At 69.7% G+C, this 16,006-nt stretch carries 13 protein-coding genes; 11 read left to right on the forward strand and 2 right to left on the reverse strand.

Going from position 1 to position 16,006, the window contains the following annotated elements; translation table 11 throughout:
• The first annotated feature begins 49 nt into the window (after positions 1-49).
• The 4 genes from OG587_RS27180 (at position 50) to OG587_RS27195 (ending at position 4,546) form a co-directional block, all read left to right on the forward strand.
• On the forward strand, positions 50-1,081 hold the full coding sequence (locus OG587_RS27180; protein WP_329080073.1) for an iron-siderophore ABC transporter substrate-binding protein: 1,032 nt from the start codon (positions 50-52) through the stop codon (positions 1,079-1,081).
• A 76-nt stretch (positions 1,082-1,157) separates the two neighbouring features.
• A complete protein-coding gene (locus tag OG587_RS27185; RefSeq protein ID WP_329080075.1) occupies positions 1,158-2,432 on the forward strand; it encodes a lysine N(6)-hydroxylase/L-ornithine N(5)-oxygenase family protein in 1,275 nt (424 codons plus the stop codon).
• Between the two features lie 674 nt (positions 2,433-3,106).
• Positions 3,107-3,949 carry a helix-turn-helix domain-containing protein gene (locus tag OG587_RS27190; RefSeq protein WP_329080077.1) on the forward strand — a complete coding sequence of 281 codons (843 nt, stop codon included), beginning with the start codon at positions 3,107-3,109 and terminating at the stop codon, positions 3,947-3,949.
• A 270-nt stretch (positions 3,950-4,219) separates the two neighbouring features.
• Complete coding sequence (locus tag OG587_RS27195; RefSeq protein ID WP_329080079.1) at positions 4,220-4,546, forward strand: hypothetical protein; 327 nt, start codon at positions 4,220-4,222, stop codon at positions 4,544-4,546.
• Positions 4,547-4,811: 265 nt separating this feature from the next.
• On the opposite strand, the gene OG587_RS27200 is transcribed toward OG587_RS27195, so the two are convergent.
• Entirely contained in the window at positions 4,812-5,843 is a 1,032-nt protein-coding gene (locus tag OG587_RS27200) for a helix-turn-helix domain-containing protein (RefSeq protein ID WP_329080081.1), read from the reverse strand.
• Positions 5,844-6,044: 201 nt separating this feature from the next.
• On the opposite strand from OG587_RS27200, the gene OG587_RS27205 reads away from it, so the two are divergent.
• The 4 genes from OG587_RS27205 to OG587_RS27220 all read left to right on the forward strand — a co-directional run bounded on the left by OG587_RS27205 (position 6,045) and on the right by OG587_RS27220 (position 9,753).
• Complete coding sequence (locus OG587_RS27205) at positions 6,045-7,202, forward strand: alkaline phosphatase PhoX (RefSeq protein ID WP_329080083.1); 1,158 nt, start codon at positions 6,045-6,047, stop codon at positions 7,200-7,202.
• 94 nt (positions 7,203-7,296) lie between these two features.
• Entirely contained in the window at positions 7,297-8,193 is an 897-nt protein-coding gene (locus tag OG587_RS27210; protein WP_329080084.1) for a sulfotransferase family protein, read from the forward strand.
• A 205-nt stretch (positions 8,194-8,398) separates the two neighbouring features.
• Positions 8,399-9,553 (forward strand): inorganic phosphate transporter, encoded by a 1,155-nt coding sequence (locus tag OG587_RS27215; protein WP_329080087.1) that lies wholly within the window; start codon positions 8,399-8,401, stop codon positions 9,551-9,553.
• On the forward strand, positions 9,550-9,753 hold the full coding sequence (locus OG587_RS27220) for a hypothetical protein (protein WP_329080088.1): 204 nt from the start codon (positions 9,550-9,552) through the stop codon (positions 9,751-9,753). The genes OG587_RS27215 and OG587_RS27220 overlap by 4 nt, the downstream gene beginning before the upstream one ends.
• Before the next feature lie 139 nt (positions 9,754-9,892).
• Here the strand turns inward: OG587_RS27220 and OG587_RS27225 are convergent, their stop codons facing one another.
• Positions 9,893-11,824: a fibronectin type III domain-containing protein gene (locus tag OG587_RS27225; protein WP_329080090.1), complete on the reverse strand. Its 1,932-nt coding sequence runs from the start codon at positions 11,822-11,824 to the stop codon at positions 9,893-9,895.
• Positions 11,825-12,495: 671 nt separating this feature from the next.
• On the opposite strand from OG587_RS27225, the gene efeU reads away from it, so the two are divergent.
• From efeU to efeB, 3 genes are read left to right on the forward strand one after another with little or no spacing between them, the layout of a single operon-like run.
• Positions 12,496-13,410 (forward strand): iron uptake transporter permease EfeU, encoded by a 915-nt coding sequence (gene efeU / locus OG587_RS27230; RefSeq protein WP_329080091.1) that lies wholly within the window; start codon positions 12,496-12,498, stop codon positions 13,408-13,410.
• Positions 13,411-13,431: 21 nt separating this feature from the next.
• On the forward strand, positions 13,432-14,586 hold the full coding sequence (gene efeO / locus OG587_RS27235; RefSeq protein ID WP_329080092.1) for an iron uptake system protein EfeO: 1,155 nt from the start codon (positions 13,432-13,434) through the stop codon (positions 14,584-14,586).
• 35 nt (positions 14,587-14,621) lie between these two features.
• Positions 14,622-15,875 (forward strand): iron uptake transporter deferrochelatase/peroxidase subunit, encoded by a 1,254-nt coding sequence (efeB, locus tag OG587_RS27240; RefSeq protein WP_329080094.1) that lies wholly within the window; start codon positions 14,622-14,624, stop codon positions 15,873-15,875.
• The last annotated feature ends 131 nt before the right edge of the window (positions 15,876-16,006 follow it).

Genomic DNA, 16,006 nt, shown 5'->3' on the forward strand with positions numbered 1-16,006 from the left:
CTAACCTAAAATTAGAGCCCTCCCGGGCTTTGGAAGGACACCCATACTCATGCGCGACACGATGCGCCGCCTGGCCGCGACCGGAACGCTGCTGCTGGGCCTCGGCCTGGTGAGCGCGTGCGCCGGTGAGAGCGGCGGAGCCGAACAGCCCGCCGCGAGCGCCCCCGCGACCCAGGCCGCCTCCGGATTCCCGGTCACCATCACGCACAAGCTCGGCACCACCACGATCGAATCCGCACCCCAGCGCATCGTCGCCCTCGGCGAGGTCGACCAGGACACCCTGCTCGCCCTGGGCGTCCAGCCGGTCGCGATGGCGGAGCTGACCGGGATCCAGGACGACGGGCTCACCCCCTGGACCGCCCCCAGGATCTCCGGGACCAAGCCGACGCTGCTGAAGGCAGGAGAGGCCGGCTTCTCGCTGGAGCAGATCGCCGCGCTCAAGCCCGACCTGATCCTCGCGGGCGGCGACTACTACATCGACAAGGAGTACGCCAACCTCTCCCAGCTCGCGCCGACCACCGCCTACGAGACCGGCCCCGCCGAGGACTCCTGGCAGGTGGTGGCCCGCCAGGTCGCCAAGGCGGTCGGCAAGGCGGACGAGGGGGAGAAGCTCGTCACCGACGTCGAGGCGAAGATCGCCTCGGTCAAGACCACCTACCCCGAGCTGGCCGGCAAGAAGTTCGCGCTGACCAGCGTCTTCCCCTCCGGGAACATCGGCGTGATGAAGTCCGACACCGACATCAGCGTCCAGCTCTTCGGCCAGTTCGGGCTCGCGCTGCCCGAGGAGATCAAGGCGCTTCCCGGCGAGGGCTTCGCGGCCGAGCTGAGCATGGAGAAGGTCAAGGTCCTCGACGTCGACCTGCTGCTCAGCCACTACAACGACGACGCCGCCACCCAGAAGAAGATCGAGGCCAACAAGCTGTTCGCCGGTCTCGACGTGGTCAGGCGCGGCTCCTACGTGCCGCTGGACCTCAAGGCGTTCTGGCCGTTGCGCACGCCCACGCCGCTCGCGGTCCCCTACGTGATCGACCAGGTCGTTCCCCGGGTCGCCGAGGCCGCCAAGGCCGTCGGCACGCCCTGAACCACCCTGTTCCATGCTGCCCCCCGCCGCCGCCCGGCCGCGGGGGGACCATCCCTTCAGTACGTGAGAGGCGAACATGTCGAGCCCGGTCTATGACGTCGTGGGCATCGGTTTCGGCCCTTCCAACCTCGCGCTCGCGGTGGCCCTGGAGGAGGAGTACGGCTCCAGCGTGAACGCGGTCTTCTTCGAGAGGCAACCGAGGTTCGGCTGGCACCGCAACATGCTCATCGAGGGCGCCACGATGCAGGTCCACTTCCTCAAGGACCTGGTCACCCTGCGCAACCCCACCAGCCCCTACTCCTTCCTGTCCTACCTCCAGGAGAAGGGGAGGCTGGTCGACTTCATCAACCACAAGACCATGTTCCCCACCCGCCTGGAGTTCCACGACTACCTGGAGTGGGTCGCGTCCTCCTTCGCCGACCTGGTGCGCTACGACTCCGAGGTCGTCGCGGTGCGCCCGCACGACGACGACACCCTCGAGGTCGTCGTGCAGCACGGCGACGAGCTGCACACCTGCCTGACCCGCAACCTCGTGATCGCGGTCGGCCTCGACCCCGTGCTCCCCGACGGCGTGCGGCAGGGCGAGCGGATCTGGCACACCGAGGAACTGCTGGCCAGGCTCGAAACCCTCGGCGAGCGCGAACCCGGGCGGTTCGTCGTGGTCGGCGCCGGGCAGAGCGCGGCCGAGACCGTCGAGCATCTGCACCGTACCTACCCGTCCGCGGAGGTCTGCGCCGTCTTCACCCGGTACGGCTACTCGCCGGCCGACGACAGCCCCTTCGCCAACCGCATCTTCGACCCGGAGGCCGTCGACCACTTCTTCACCGCTCCCGAGGAGGTGAAGCGCATGCTGTTCGCCTACTCCCGCAACACCAACTACTCGGTGGTGGACCTCGACCTCATCGACGAGCTCTACCGGCGCTCCTACGCCGAGAAGGTCGCCGGTGTCCAGCGGCTGCGCATGCTGAACGCCTCCCGGCTGCTCGACGTGCACGACGACGGCGACACCGCCCGCGTCCGGATGTGCTTCCTGCCCACGGGCGAGGTGAGCACGATCGAGGCCGACGCGGTCGTCTGCGCGACAGGCTACCGCGAGCGCAACCCCCTCGACCTGCTCGGCGAGGCGCGCGGGCACTGCCGTACGGGCGAGGCGGGCGAGCTGCTGGTGGAGCGCGACTACCGGATCGCCACCGACCCCGGGCAGACCTGGGGCGTCTACCTGCAGGGGGCCACCGAGGACAGCCACGGGATCGCCTCGTCGCTGCTGTCCATGACCGCCGTCCGCACCGGCGAGATCGTGCGCTCCATCGCCCGGCGTTCGGCGTCGATCCCCCAGGTCGCCGAGATGTGACCGGCGCGCCCGGCCGGCTCTCCGACGGGCGCCGTCGCGCCCGCCCGCCGTCCGGGCGCGGAACGCCTCCGCGCTTCCGTCGCGTTCCCGCCGCGCTCCGGTCGCGTCCCCGCCGTGTCCCCGCCGCGCTCCCGCCGCGCTCCCGCCAGGCGCGGGCCGGGCGCGCGAGGCGTGGCCGGGGCTCTCCCGGCGCCGTGCGCGAGCCACCGCGGATCCTCTCCCGGCTCCCTCTCCCGGGTCTCCCCGTCAGCCCTGGGAAACAGGGAAAGGCGTTGACCGGCGGGCCGTCCGAGGCCCCTGTTCCCGGACGGCCCGCGCCGGCGCGTCACGCCGGTGAAACCGTGATCTGATTCGCGCACCCGTACGCGCGACACCACCACGGGCTTGCGAGGCACCTGGAACGGCCGTGCCGGTCGATTCGCGCACCGGCGTTCCTCGCCTGCAACGCTCCCCTTCACGCGCTTCCCGTCGCCGGCCGTTCCAGGTGGACGCGGCAGGGACGACATTTGCAGCAGCGGTTGACTCCCCTCAAGAAGAACTGTTGGGATGGGATTCTGGAATGCGCTCGCCCGCTCCGAACTGGGTCCTTTGCCGATCGGCTGGGATACGGGTGAGATATGATCTTCGGCGGTCCGGGCTCAGCGGGTGGTTAATTTCTGAAAAGGGAAGGCGCGATGACGCTGGCGGAAGAGGCCGAACAGTTCGCGGCCCGGCTGAGGATGCTCAAGGAACGCTCCGGCAGCAGCTTCGAGGCGCTGGCCAGGCAGACGGGGATCAGCCGCTCCAGCCTTCACCGCTACTGCGCCGGTACGAAACTCCCGGCCGGCTACGGCCCGGTCCACGCGTTCGCCAAGGCGTGCGGTGCGAGCAGCGAGGAACTCAGGGAGCTCCACCGTCTGTGGGCGCTCGCCGACGCCGCGCGGCCCTCGGCGGCCCCGGCCGCCACCTCGCCAAACGAGCCCTCGGCCGACGACCCGCCGCCCGGTGACGGGCGAGACGGGTGGAAGGTGGTCGCCGAGCCGTCGTCGCGGCCGGTCGCGCCCGCCTCGCGCGAACACCGTCGCGCGCGACGTCCGGTGGTGGTCGCGGCGGTGACGATCTCGCTGGTGGCGACCGCCACGACCGCCTTCGTCATGCTGGCGCCGGAACGGGATCCCGGCGAGCCGACGGTGGTGAAGAGCCAGCAGGGCACCGTCTCCGCGATCGCGCCGGTGCGGGTCTTCAACATCGAGGGCAACTGCAAGAAGCGCGAGGAGCGGGTGCCGTCCTGCAGCATGGGACTGGCCCGCGACCCGCGGCGGAAGTACGACGCCCACAACGTGGTCGGCCATCGCGTGTGGCACGACGACGTCCTGAACGCCGACTGCGTCCTCTACGAGGGCGACCGCGTCGAGGACGAGACGGGCGTCGGCACGACGCGCTGGTTCCGGGTCCGCCTTCCCCAGGTGCCCGGTGGCATCGCCTGGCTCCCCGCCGTGCGCACCCACGACAACCCCACGCTGCCGATCTGCGCCTGACGGCCCCTGTCCCGCCCCACTCGGCGAGTACGCCGAGACCCACGCGGGTCGCCCTGGGGCGGTCCTGTGACCTGCTGATCCACCCGCACGACCTCGGTGCCGCCCATCGGCTCCCGTGAACGAGAACCTTGGGAGATCGCAACCCACCCGCCTCGGTCCGGTCCCCTCGGCGGCCGGGGCGTCCGACACGTACCGATCGGCTGCGTGACTCTGTGTATCCGAATGATTACGTTCGTCCTTGTCGTGTTCCGTACGTAACCAAGGAGAGTCATGAATATCCTCACCCGCGATGCCGGTGTCGTTCTGGCCGGCGTGGTCCTGGCCGGTGCCGGTCTGCTTGTCGGTCTCCCCGCGGCCGGTGCCCACGCCGCGTCGTCTTCCCGGGCGGCCTCGGCGGCTCCGGCGGCCGTCTGCGAGCGGACGACCGAGGAGGGCTGGATCTGTTTCCTGCGCTACTGCGACCGCTACTACTGCTACTACGACTGCTATCCCACCTTGACCGCGCGCAACAAGGGGGACCGGCCTTCCGACACGGTCCGCATTCCCAAGCCCAAGGGGACCCCGCCCGCCCAGATCGAGAGGCCCGGACCCGAGTGAGGTCGTGAGGAGGGTGCGGGCGGCGCCACCGCCCGCACCCCCTGGCGAGGGCTCACCGCTGACGGCGGTTCTGTCGTCCCCCGAGGCCGGCGGAGGAAGAGTCCGGGTGAAGGACCGCCGCCGAGGGCGAGAACGCGCGATGTGCCCGCCGGGTGTCGCCCCTGGCCCAGCAGTTGTACGGCCGGGCCGGCGGAAGCGGGGCCGGTCAGGGCGGGGCTCGTCAGTACGGCCAAGGCCGCGGCGGTGATGACGACAGCTCGCCGTCTCAGGGAGACGTTCCCGGGTGGTGCTGGTGGGCCGTCGCCTGAGGCGAGCCGGCGTCCGGCTGGTGCCGGTACTCGCGAGGGCTGAGTCCGTAGGCGTTACGGAACGTGTGGGAGAACCTGCTGAGGTCGGTGAAACCCCAGCGGGTCGCGATGGCGTGAATCGACCGGTGGCCGAGGAGGGGGTCGCGAAGGTCGCGTCGGCAGTGTCTCAGCCGCTGGTCGCGGATCCAGGCGGCGACGGTGGCCTCCTGTGTCTGGAAGAGCCGGTGCAGGGTGCGGATGGAGATGTCGTGGGCGGCGGAGATCGTGGCCGGGGACAGGTTCGGGTCGGCCAGGTGCTGCTGGATGAAGGCGTGGATCCGCAGCAGGAGGGTGTGCCGGCGGGTCTCGGGTGGCACGGTCGCGTCGGCGTTCAGGCGGTGGGCCAGCACGGTGGTGAGCAGGTCGATCAGGATGCCGCCGAGGCGAAGGCTTTCCATGGCCCCGTACCGGTCGGTGCCGGCGGTCATCCGGGTCAGGAATCCCGCGAGCAGGGCGCCGACCCCTTCACGGCCTGACAGCGGGGTGGCGGTGAGTCGCTCCACCTTGTGCGGAGGCAGCGGCAGCAGCGTGGCGGGAAACACCACCATCACCCCACGGGTGGCGTACTCGTCGAGCCCGGTTCGTACCTGCCGGGTCCGTACCTGATGGGGACGCGAGGTGTGATAGAGCACGAGATCCGACGGCTGCGACGGAGCGCATCTGCGGTCCTGCGTTATCGTCGTCTCCCCGCGCAGGTTGAACGCGAGCTGGAACAGTTCGGGGTCGGACCGGCGGATCATCTGAGACGTCCTGTACGCCTCACACGGGGAGGCCCCCACCGCGGAAACATGGACGGGACCCAGAGCCGTCGACTTGATGCTCCCCCGGAAACCCGCAGGGTCGTCACAGGTGACCATCATGGGAGCCACCACCTGCCGGAACATGTGATCGAGCCAGGAATCGAACCGCTCGTCCACCGGCAGATCCCCGGTGCGAATCACGGTTTCCATCTTTTGCTCCCTCTGTCAAGAAATAACAATAGACCTGTTGATTAGAACATTTTGTCGTTCCGGGCATCGCGCACCTCCTCAATCAGCACATGCGGGCCATACGCCGTTAACCGCATTAACTGGCGGGTGTTCACCAACGCTCCTACCGTTGGGATCGCTCAGGGAAATGGTTCTGCTGATCCTCGTTTTGGAGGTTCGTCGATGGAACGCCGCACATTCCTTCGTGCCTCGGTGCTCGGTACGAGCACCCTGGCCCTCACCGGAAGCCTCTGGCAGGACGCCGCCCTCGCGGCCCCGGCCCAGAACGCCCCTGGCCCCTACGGCCCTCTGCTGGCCGCCGACGCCAACGGCATCCAGCTCCCGGCGGGGTTCACCAGCCGGGTGATCGCCCGATCGGGCCAGGTGGTTCCCGGCACCTCCTACACCTGGCACAGCGCCCCCGACGGCGGCGCCTGCTTCGCCGACGGCAGCGGCTGGATCTACGTGTCCAACGCGGAGATCAACCCCGGCGGCGGCGCCTCGGCGATCCGCTTCGACTCCGCGGGCAACGTGGTCTCCGCCTCCTCGATCCTGTCGGGCACCCGGCAGAACTGCGCGGGTGGCGCGACGCCGTGGAACACCTGGCTGTCGTGCGAGGAGGTCGACCGCGGCTTCGTATACGAGACCCGCCCCTTCGGGGGCGCGGCGACACAGCGCCCGGCCATGGGCCGCTTCAAGCACGAGGCGGCGGCGGCCGACCCGGTCCGCAAGGTCATCTATCTCACCGAGGACGAGACCAACGGGCGGTTCTACCGGTTCGTCCCCACCACCTGGGGCGACCTGTCCTCCGGCACGCTGCAGGTGCTGCGCGCGGGCTCGGCCACGAGTGGCTCGTTCACCTGGGCGAACGTCCCAGATCCCGACGGCTCCCCGACCGCGACCCGCAGCCAGGTCTCCGGATCGAAGTCCTTCAACGGCGGCGAGGGGTGCTACTACGCCAACGACACGGTGTGGTTCACCACCAAGGGCGACAACCGGGTCTGGCAGGTCAACGTCGCCGCCGGCACCTACGAGCTCGCCTACGACGACAGCCTCGTCAGCCCCGGCACCGCTCCGCTGACCGGCGTGGACAACGTCACCGGCTCGACCTTCGGCGACCTCTACGTCGCCGAGGACGGCGGCAACATGGAGATCTGCCTGATCACCGCCAACGACACCGTCTCCACGTTCCTGCGCCTCGGCGGCCAGGGATCCTCGGAGATCACCGGCCCGGCCTTCACCCCCGCCGGCAACCGCCTGTACTTCTCCTCCCAGCGCGGCACGTCCGGCTCCTCCTCCGGGGGCATCACCTACTGCGTGACCGGCCCGTTCCGTACCTGATCCACACCTGATCCGTACCTGAGGAAGGGCCGCGCCGTGCGGCGGCGGTCGCGCGGCGCGGCACCCCAACCCACAGGTCACGTTCACTTTCCCGATGCCTGGGCTCCCTACGGTGCTGGTCATGGCGTGGAAGACCAGAGTCAACACGGCTCTTGAAGGGATGACGGGCTACAACATCACCCGGGTGCGGCGTAAGGTCACGCCCCCGCAGCCCCCGCCTCCGCCCCCTCCCGTGGACGTTCCCCGGCCACCGGCCGATCCGGAGGTCGACCGGCTGCTGCGCGAACCGGTGTTCGTGCTGTCGCCGGTGAGGTCCGGCTCCACCCTGCTGCGCGTCATGCTGAACAGCCACTCCCGGATCCACGCGCCGCACGAGCTGCACGTGCGGCGCCTGGCGGTCACGATGACCACCGACCCGCTGCGCCAGGCGATGGAGACGCTCGGCATCTCCGCCAGCGACATCGAGCACATCCTGTGGGACCGCATGCTCCACCGCGAGCTGGCCGGGAGCGGCAAGCAGATCATCGTCGACAAGACGCCCAGCAACGTCTTCGCCCACCGGCGCCTCGCGACCTGCTGGCCCGACGCGCGCTACGTCTTCCTGATGCGCCATCCCGCCTCGATCGCCCTGTCGTGGCACGAGGCCGCTCCGCTGGAGCGCCCCTGGGCGGAGGCGATCCGGCACACCCTGCAGTACATGCGCTACCTCACCGAGGCCAGGCGGACGCTCGACGGCCTCACCCTGACGTACGAGGCGATCGTCGCCGATCCCGAGGCGGAGATGCGGCGAGTCTGCGCCTACCTCGGGGTCGGCTACGAGCCCGGCATGATCACGTACGGCGACCACGGGCACGGGGAGTTCGTGAAGGGCATCGGGGACTGGCGCGACAAGATCAGAAGCGGCAGGGTCCAGCCGGGCAGGCCGCTGCCCGCCCCGGAGGAGATCCCGGAGGAACTGCGCGAGATCTGCGTCGAGTGGGGATACCTCTGACCGATCGCCCACGCCCTCCGGAACACCCCCTGGGACGGCCACCCCGGGACGGCCTCCCATTCGTACGGGCACCCCGGCGAGAGGGAGGACACGACCCCGATGATCTCCGTCACCCGAGGTGACGCGCGGTCGACGAGAAGATGAATTCTTCGTATGGAGCTCGCTGAGCTGCATAGATGCCCTCTGAGGTGTCATATCTGCGGGCATGGATGCGAACTTCGTGTTGCTCGCCATCGTGATCGTCACCGCGCTGTCCTTCGACTTCACCAACGGCTTTCACGACACCGCCAACGCCATGGCGACCTCGATCGCCACCGGTGCGCTACGCCCCAAGGTCGCGGTCGCGCTCTCGGCGGCGCTCAACTTCGCCGGGGCGTTTTTGTCGCTGAAGGTCGCGGCCACCATCGCGACCGGCATCGTCGAGACCGGCGCCATCACCTTGACGATCGTCTTCGCCGGACTGATCGGCGGCCTGGCCTGGAACCTGCTGACCTGGTACTTCGGCATCCCCTCCAGCTCCTCGCACGCGTTGATCGGCGGTGTGGTCGGGGCCACGCTGATCGCGGCGGGCGCCTCGGCCGTCAAGGGCGCGGAGATCGTGTCCAAGGTGCTGATCCCGGCCGTGCTGGCACCGCTGGCGGCGATCCTGGTGGCCACCGTCGGCACCTACCTGGTCTACGTCATCACCAGGAACGTCCCCGACGGCACCAGGGGCCGCGGGTTCAGGTACGGCCAGATCGGCTCGGCCTCGCTGGTCTCCCTGGCCCACGGCACCAACGACGCGCAGAAGACGATGGGCATCATCACCCTCGCGATGATCGCCGCCGGTGCGATCGGCAAGGACGCGGGAACCCCGCCGTGGGTGATCGTGGCCAGCGCGACCGCCATCGCGCTGGGCACCTACCTGGGCGGCTGGCGGGTGATCCGTACCCTCGGCAAGGGCCTTACCGAGATCGAGACCCCGCAGGGTTTCGCGGCGGAGGGCTCCTCGGCGGCCGTCATCTTCGCCTCCTCCCACTTCGGCTTCCCGCTGTCGACCACGCACGTGTGCACGGGCTCGGTGATCGGCTCCGGCATCGGCAAGCACCTGTCGGAGGTCCGCTGGAGCCTCGCGGCCAGGATGGGGGCCGCGTGGCTGATCACCCTCCCGGCCGCGGCCGCGGTCGGCGCGCTGGCCTGGTCGGGCGCCAACGTGATCGGCGGCGCGCTGGGCGTCGCCGTCGTCTTCGGTGTCGCCCTGGTGCTGTCGGGGGCGCTGTACCTGGCCTCGCGGCGCCAGCCGGTCAACGCCGGGAACGTCAACGACGAATGGGCCGGCCGCCTCGCCCCGGTCGCGAAGGTGAGGGAGCACGCCGCGTGAACGAGTACCTCGACCTGGACGCGCTGTGGAAGGTGCTGCTCGCCTCGCTGCTGGCGGGCGCCGGGCTCGTCGCCGTCTTCTCCCTGGCCCTGGCCGGCCTGTCCAGCGGGCGGACGGCGGGTCGCGCGGGAGCCGGGCTCTGCTTCCTGGTCGTGGCCGCCGGCATCGTCCTCGGCCTCTACGTCATGCTCGCCAAATGACCGCCCGCCCGACGCCGGTCCTGGAGCCGCCGGACACGCTGGAAAGCGCCGGGCGGGCACTGTGGCCCGCCCGGCGCGGACGTGGTCTCAGCCGGTCACGATCGCAGCCGTCCCTGTCGGTTCAACCGGTTCAACCGGTTCAACCGGCCACGAGGTCGAACTGCTCCCACGGGCCGATCGCGTCGCGGTTGGCGACGAGCGGCTGCGCCCCGGCGCCCTCGGCGCACACGTACTTGCCGTTGACCTGTGCCCGGAGGCTGACCGACCCGTTGGGGTTGGTGACCAGCTGGAAGGTCTCCCACGCCCCGGCCGCGGGGCGGTTGGCGATCAGCGGCTGCGCCCCGGCGCCCTCGGCGCACACGAACTGGTTGTTGAGCCTCGCCCGCAGCCCCACGTTGCCGTTGCCCAGGTCGACGCGCTCGAACTGCTGCGCGGTCCCGACGGACGTCCCGTTCGCGATCAGCGGCGAGCCGTTGGCGGCGCTGACGTAGCGGCTGTTGGCCCTGGAGCGCAGGGCGATCACCGCGGTCGACGACGCCGACGTGGTCACGCTCACGGCGTTCGACGCGCCGGAGGTGTTGCCGGCCGCGTCACGCGCGACGACGGTGAAGCTGTACGCCGTGGCCGGGGTCAGGCCGGTCACGGTGTACGGCGTGTTCGGGACGGTGGCCACGACGGTGCCGCCGCGGCGCACCTGGTAGCCGGCCACCCCCACGTTGTCGGTGGAGGCCGACCACGAGAGCGTCACGGTGGTGGCCGTCTTCGCCGTCGAGACGAGATTGCCCGGCACGGTCGGTGCCTGCCCGTCACCCCCGCCTCCGATCTTGGGTGGGGTGGGGCGGGTGGGGGTGAGGGGGATCTGGCCCTTGAGCATTCTGCCGCCGTCGCCGGTCAGGCGCAGGTAGTAGTCGGCCGAGCAGGCGGTGCCGTCCTCGTCCAGGGCGAGCATGCCGGAGTTGGCCGGGACGTCGGCGAGGGTCTCGGCGGTCTTGGCGATCTGGTTGCCCTCGTTGTACTCGTCGAACATGGAGATGTAGATGCCCTGGGCGCCGATGCGGACCATGTTGTAGAACTGGCGCCACATGAAGTCGCCGTGGCGGCGCTGGCGGGTGGTGACGTCGCCGGGTAGCACGCAGGGTTGGTAGTCGATGCCGTGGGCGTCGCAGTCGGCCTGGTCGGGCAGGTTGACGTTGGTGTGGAAGTGGTCGACGTCGGCGATGGTGCCGATGCGGCCGACCATCCAGGGGGAGATCATGTGGAAGGCGTGGTAGACGTCCAGAAAGCCGGGCCGGGAGTCCTCGACGCCGCGGCGCCAGTGGGTGGGTACCCCGCCCATCACGTAGCAGCCCTGGGCTTTGAACCAGTTGACGACCTCCAGGCAGGGGGCGGGTGCCCAGGGGCGTTTGGGGTCGTTGAAGCCGAAACCCCAGATGCCGACGACGGGTTTGCCGTTCTGCATGGCGTAGGCCGACGACGTGGTGTGGGCCTTCATCTTGTTGAGCCAGTCGGTTTTGATCTCCGGCTGCATGTTCGTCCAGTCGGTGACGTCGTACATGATGTAGTACTTGCGGCCGTTGGCCTCGGCGGCGGTGCGGACCTTGGTGGCCATGGCGTCGCGGGTGGGGCCTTCGCCGCCCATCGGGTTGAAGCGTTGCAGGGCGGCGGTGTCGATGTTGTTCTCGCGCATCCAGCGGAAGTGGGTGTCGACGGTCTGCTGGTCGTAGGAGGAGAACAGGGTGGCGGGCCGGCCGTTGTTGAGGTTGGCGTAGGCGGTGGGGTAGGTGTTGGTGTACTCGCGGGTGTCGGGCCAGGCGACGATGGTGTTGTTGGTGGGTGAGGGGCTCTGGCCCATGTTGGCGCTCCAGTGCCACCAGCCGTTGATGGGGGCGGTGTCGCCCTTGCAGGCGAACCAGCCCTGGTAGCCGACGGTGATCTTCCCGACCACGTCCCCGATCGGGCTGTCGGCGCGGGCCGCGCTGCCCAGCGCGGACAGTAGCTGCGACGACGACACCGCGGCGAGAGCGGACCCGGATGCCACGGAGGTCATGAACCTCCGACGCGAGACGGCCACGTGAACTCCTTCGGGTAGTTGCGGAACTGTTCGTGCGTGCACGTCCGCCGAAAGGTGGAGCCACCGGAGCCCGGTACGTCGATCGGCGGTCGTCGCCATCGGGATCGGAGCCGGGCGTGGCCGGCCGACGATGAGCGATCGCCGCGTCACGAGGAGGAGCTCAGTGGCCCTTTCCTGACTGGTTCTCGTCCGGGGGAACGCCACCAGAAGACGCGAAGCGGTATATGTCATCGCCGAGTAACATCGGACCGCTTGCGGTCATCCTGACAGGATCTGACACCTAAACGCAACACTTAAGAGATGTGCCGAAAAAAGACGGTAACCTCTTCGTGAAAACACCCAGCTCAGGGGCAGAAATGGATCGGTCCATGTCAACGGGGTGTCATTTGTCGTTCGCGTGATGATTTCGAATCATCGGATCTATCCTCACCGATAGGGGAGTCTGGCGGCCGGACGCCGCGATGGTGGCCCCCGGTGTCGCCCACCCTCCGAGGGGGAATTCTCCCGTCAGGGACCTCGTGGCGCGCTCCACGCGGGAAACGCGCGAGTCACGCGCCCGTCGTGATCATCGTCCCTGCTCAGAGTCGTACCCCCTGTGGGGTTTGTCCTCTTGCGGAGAGTAAGGTTGCCCTGCCCTAATTTAGGTAAGGCTTTCCATCTATGGAGTGACGGTGTTCGCCAGCTACCTCATCGGATTGCGCGAAGGCCTGGAGGCCACGCTCGTCGTCTCCGTGCTCGTCGCGCTCCTCGTCAAGAGCGACCGGCGCGACCGGCTGCCCCTCGTGTGGGCCGGGGTCGGCGCCGCCCTCGTCCTGTCGGTCGCGTTCGGCGCGCTGCTCACCTTCACCGTCGCGCATCTGGAGTACCGGCAGCAGGAGCTGTTCGAGGCGATCACCTCGCTGCTCGCCGCCGTGTTCGTCACCTGGATGATCTTCTGGATGCGGCGCGCCGCCCGTACCCTCTCCGGCGAGTTGCGCGCCAGGCTGAGCCAGGCCCTGGAGGTCGGCGCGACCGCGGTGGTCGTGATGGCCTTCCTCGCCGTGGCGCGCGAGGGCCTGGAGACCGCGCTGCTGTTCTTCGCCTCCGTGCAGGGGGCCACCACCACCGCCGTCCCGCTGATCGGGATCAGCCTGGGCCTGCTCACCGCGGTCGCGCTGGGTTGGGCCATCTACCGCAGCGCGATGCGGATCAACCTGACCACGTTCTTCACCTGGACGGGCCTGCTGCTGATCCTGGTCGCCGCCGGCATCCTCAAGTACGGCGTGCACGACCTGCAGGAGGCCGGTGTCCTGCCGGGCCTTTCCACCTATGCCTTCGACATCAGCGGCGTGCTGCCCGCCGACTCCTGGTACGGCGCCCTGCTGTCCGGGATGTTCAACATCACCCCGCAGCCGAGCGTGCTGGAGACGGTGGCGTGGATCGCCTACGCGGTGCCGACGCTCATCCTCTTCCTGAGGCCGCGACACGGCCGCCCGACCTCCTCGTCCACCGCCTCCACCGCCTCCACCGCCTCCTCGGCGTCCCCGCCTTCTCCGAGTTCTCCGAGTTCCCAGTCTTCCCCGACCGACCCGCAGCCCGCGGGCTGAAACCGTTTGAACAGGACGACCATGCGCACTTCCCTTGCCATCGCCGCGGGCGCTCTCGCGCTCGCCGGCCTCACCGCCTGCTCCTCCGAGCCCACCGCGTCCACCGCGGGCACGGGCACCGGAGCGTCCGCCGCCCCGGCCAAGGGCGGTCCCGTCGCGGTGGCCGCCACCGACACCGAGTGCAAGGTCGCCGTCACCGAGGTGCCCGCGGGCACCTCGACGTTCTCCATCACCAACGGCGGCAGCAAGGTGACCGAGTTCTACGTCTACGCCGCCGGTGACCGGGTCATGGGCGAGGTGGAGAACATCGTGCCCGGCCTGACCCGCGAGGTGATCGTGGAACTTCCGGCCGGCAGCTACCAGACCGCCTGCAAGCCCGGCATGGTCGGCAAGGGCGTCCGCGGACCGCTCAAGGTCACCGGCGAGCACAAGCCGCTCAGCGACGACGCCCAGCTCGCCACGGCGACCGCCGGCTACAAGCGCTACATCAAGTCGCAGAGCGACACGCTGCTGACCAAGACGCAGGAGTTCGTCGACGCGGTCAAGGCCGAGGACATCGACAGGGCCAAGGAGCTCTTCCCCGTCTCCCGCACCTACTGGGAGCGGATCGAGCCGGTCGCGGAGATCTTCGGCGACCTCGACCCGGCCATCGACGCCCGCGAGAACGACGTGGCCGAGGGCGAGGAGTGGACCGGCTTCCACAAGATCGAGAAGGACCTCTGGGTCGCCAAGGACGTCAGCGAGGACGGGCCGGTCGCCGACAAGCTGATGACCGACATCAAGACCATCGTGGAACAGTCCAACGCGGCCGAGCTGTCGCCCGTGCTGCTCGCCAACGGGGCCAAGGGCCTGCTCGACGAGGTCGCCTCCGGCAAGATCACCGGCGAGGAGGACCGCTACTCGCACACCGACCTGTGGGACTTCGACGCCAACCTGCAGGGTTCGAAGGCCGCGGTCCAGGCACTCCGCCCCGTCCTCGAGGAGCGCGCCCCCGAGCTGGTGACGACGCTGGACGAGAAGTTCGCCGGCGCCGAGGCCGCGCTCGGCGCCCACCGGAAGGGCGACGGCTGGAAGCTGCACACCGAGCTGTCCAAGGACGACCTCAAGAAGCTGTCGGACGCGATCAACGCGCTCGCCGAGCCGATCAGCAAGATCGCCGCAGTGGTGGCCAAGTAGCGGATGGCCCTCCGTAGCCGTAGGGGAGAGGTTCGATGAGCGAGCGGATCAGCCGCAGGAAGCTGTTCGGGATGGGCGCCGCGGGTGTGGCGGTCGCCGGCGCGGGCGCCGTCGCGGTGCGCGGGGCGGGAGGCGGGCCCGCCCCAGCCCAGGCCGCCTCCACCTCCGATCCTGTCCCCTTCTACGGCGAGCACCAGGCGGGCATCGTCACCCCGGCGCAGGACCGGCTGCACTTCGTCTCCTTCGACGTGACGACGGACAAGAAGGCGGAGCTGGCCGAGCTGCTGCAGGAGTGGACCGCCGCCGCGGCCCGGATGACGCAGGGGCAGGAGGCGGGCGCGTTCGGCGCGATCGGCGGCCAGCCCGAGGCGCCGCCCGACGACACCGGCGAGGCCCTCGGCCTGCCCGCCTCCGGGCTGACGCTGACCGTCGGCTTCGGCGGGTCGCTGTTCGACGACCGGTTCGGGCTCGCCTCCCGCAGGCCGGCCGCGCTGGCCGACCTGCCGCACCTGCCCGGTGACGCGCTGCTGCCGGAGATCTCCGGCGGTGACCTGTGCGTGCAGGCGTGCGCGCACGACCCGCAGGTGGCGGTGCACGCCATCCGCAACCTGGCGCGCATCGGCTTCGGCCGGGTCTCGGTGCGCTGGTCCCAGCTCGGCTTCGGCCGCACGTCGTCGACCTCGCGCGCGCAGGCGACGCCGCGCAACCTGATGGGTTTCAAGGACGGCACCTCCAACCTCAAGCTGGAGGACGTGGCGCTGCTGAGGGAGCAGCTCTGGGTGGGGCCGGACGACGGCTCCGACTGGATGACCGGGGGCAGCTACCTGGTGACCCGCAAGATCCGGATGCTGGTCGAGACGTGGGACCGGGCGCCGCTGGCCGAACAGGAGCAGATCTTCGGCCGGAACAAGGGGGAGGGGGCCCCGCTGGGAGGGAAGGCCGAGTTCGACGTGATCGACTTCGACGCCAAGGGCCCCGACGGGGAAGCCCTGATCAAGGACGACGCGCACGTACGGCTGGCGCACCCGTCCCACAACGGCGGCGCGCGGCTGCTGCGCCGGGGCTACAACTACGTGGACGGCTCCGACGGGCTGGGCCGCCTGGACGCCGGGCTGTTCTTCATCGCCTACCAGCGCGATCCCCACCGGCAGTTCGTCGCCGTGCAGAGATCCCTGGCGGGGAAGGACTCCCTCAACGAGTACATCAAGCACGTCTCCAGCGGCCTGTTCGCCTGCCCGCCGGGCGTGCGCGACGCGGGCGACTACTGGGGCCACGCCCTGTTCTCCTGAGTTCTCCCGGTCTCCGCGTCGCCGGGGGTTCGAATGGGCGGTTCCCAGTCACCGCGACGCCGCCCTCGTCGAGCACGTCAAGCCGAACCCCGAGGCGCCGGGCGAGGTCGCCCGGCGCCTCGGGTGGCTCG

It is taken from the genome of Streptosporangium sp. NBC_01469, from assembly GCF_036227305.1.
GTDB lineage: Bacteria > Actinomycetota > Actinomycetes > Streptosporangiales > Streptosporangiaceae > Streptosporangium.

Excerpts from the sequence above, each read along its gene's own strand:
- OG587_RS27180 (WP_329080073.1), top strand. The coding sequence starts at position 50 with ATGCGCGACACGATGCGCCGCCTGGCCGCGACCGGAACGCTGCTGCTG.
- OG587_RS27185 (WP_329080075.1), top strand. The coding sequence starts at position 1,158 with ATGTCGAGCCCGGTCTATGACGTCGTGGGCATCGGTTTCGGCCCTTCC.
- OG587_RS27190 (WP_329080077.1), top strand. The coding sequence starts at position 3,107 with ATGACGCTGGCGGAAGAGGCCGAACAGTTCGCGGCCCGGCTGAGGATG.
- OG587_RS27195 (WP_329080079.1), top strand. The coding sequence starts at position 4,220 with ATGAATATCCTCACCCGCGATGCCGGTGTCGTTCTGGCCGGCGTGGTC.
- OG587_RS27200 (WP_329080081.1), bottom strand. The coding sequence starts at position 5,843 with ATGGAAACCGTGATTCGCACCGGGGATCTGCCGGTGGACGAGCGGTTC.
- OG587_RS27205 (WP_329080083.1), top strand. The coding sequence starts at position 6,045 with ATGGAACGCCGCACATTCCTTCGTGCCTCGGTGCTCGGTACGAGCACC.
- OG587_RS27210 (WP_329080084.1), top strand. The coding sequence starts at position 7,297 with ATGCCTGGGCTCCCTACGGTGCTGGTCATGGCGTGGAAGACCAGAGTC.
- OG587_RS27215 (WP_329080087.1), top strand. The coding sequence starts at position 8,399 with ATGGATGCGAACTTCGTGTTGCTCGCCATCGTGATCGTCACCGCGCTG.
- efeO (WP_329080092.1), top strand. The coding sequence starts at position 13,432 with ATGCGCACTTCCCTTGCCATCGCCGCGGGCGCTCTCGCGCTCGCCGGC.
- efeB (WP_329080094.1), top strand. The coding sequence starts at position 14,622 with ATGAGCGAGCGGATCAGCCGCAGGAAGCTGTTCGGGATGGGCGCCGCG.